This is a genomic window from Aliiruegeria lutimaris (assembly GCF_900099935.1).
Classification (GTDB): domain Bacteria; phylum Pseudomonadota; class Alphaproteobacteria; order Rhodobacterales; family Rhodobacteraceae; genus Tropicimonas; species Tropicimonas lutimaris.
This window is the reverse complement of the sequence record NZ_FNEK01000178.1, coordinates 1-1,569: the sequence shown is the minus strand read 5'-3', so window position 1 is coordinate 1,569 and position 1,569 is coordinate 1. Positions and strand designations below refer to the sequence as shown.

General features: G+C 62.3%; 1 protein-coding gene. It reads left to right on the top strand.

Annotation, left to right across the window (positions count from 1 at the left end; all coding sequences use genetic code 11):
- The coding region (locus BLR85_RS28235; protein WP_093165221.1) for an IS1634 family transposase at positions 1–1,562 on the top strand (1,562 nt) is incomplete at its 5' end.
- Positions 1,563–1,569 lie beyond the last annotated feature (7 nt).

The window sequence follows — 1,569 nt, the reverse complement described above, 5'->3', positions numbered from 1 at the left end:
ACAAGGTGGTCGCCAACCTCGGCCGGATCGATGATCTCACCGCCGACAAGCTTGATCCACTGATAAATGGGCTCAACCGGGTAGTCGGGCGCGCGGAAAACACCTCCTCGGATGTCATCGCCGAAAGCGCCAGGTCTTATGGGGATGTCTTCGCCCTGCACGAGTTGTGGAAGGATCTGGGCTTTGACCGCGCGCTCAGCCGCGGGCTGCGGTCCGGCAAGCGCAAATTGGATGTCGAGGCGCTCATCCGGGCGATGGTCTTCAATCGGCTCTGCGATCCCGCCAGCAAGCTCGGCTGCCTGCGTTGGCTGGAGACTGTGGCCATGCCGGCGATGCCCGAAACCGTCACCCACCAGCATCTTCTGCGCAGCATGGATGCGCTGATGGATCACGGTGAGCGGGTCGAGTTGGAACTGGCGAAACAGATCCGACCTCTCGTCGATCAGGATCTCACGGTCGTCTTCTATGACCTGACCACCGTCCGCATCCATGGCGGCGCAAAGGTGGATGACGATATTCGCGCCTTCGGCATGAACAAGGAAACCGGCGGCATCGCCCGGCAATTCGTGCTTGGTGTGGTGCAAACGGCCGATGGTTTGCCGCTCATGCATAACGTTCACCCCGGCAATGTGGCAGAGACGAAGACCCTTCAGGGCATGCTGCAAACAGTCCTGCAGCGTTTCCCGATCCAGCGTGTCGTGCTGGTCGCCGACCGAGGGTTGTTGAGCCTGGACAACATCCGGGACCTCACCGAGATGGCCGACCGGGACGGGCGGACGCTGGAGTTCATCCTGGCTGTCCCGGCGCGCCGCTACACCGATCTGGTCGAAACTTTCCAGGAGCTTGCCTTCGATGAGGTGGGCCTTGCCGAAAGCAAGTTCGCCGGCCATCGCCTGATCGTTGCCCATGATCGGCTACGTGCCGAGGAGCAATCGGCCCACCGCCGCAAGCGCATCGCCGAGGTGGAAACCATGGCGGAGAAATCGGTCGCGAAGCTTGAGGCTCAAGACGCCGGCCAGACCGCGCGTGGGCGCCGCGCCTCCGACCGTGGCGCTTACAGCAGATTCACTCGCGCCGTGGCCGAGGCGGAACTGACCCGCTTTCTCAAACCGGATCTGCGGGCCGAAAGGTTCAGCTGGAGCCTGGATGAGGACGCAATTGTCAGGGCGGAGCTCTTCGACGGAACGCTCGCCCTGATCACCAATGCCCCCGATCTGACCCCGGCCGAGACCGTCGCGCGCTACAAGTCTCTTGCTGATATCGAACGCGGCTTCCGTGTCCTGAAGTCCGACATCGAAATCGCCCCCGTCCACCACCGCCTGCCGGACCGCATTCGCGCCCACGCGATGATCTGCTTCCTGGCACTCATCCTCTACCGCGTCATGCGCATGCGCCTGAAAGCCAAAGGGCAATCCGCCAGTCCCCGAACCGCCCTAGACCTGCTTGCGAGGATCCAGCGGCACACCACGCACATCGGAACCAAAACCTTCACCGGAACCTCAAGGAGCCAGCCCGAACAGCTCAATCTTTTCGAAGCACTCAACATCCCAAAACCCGCCTGAAAGACGC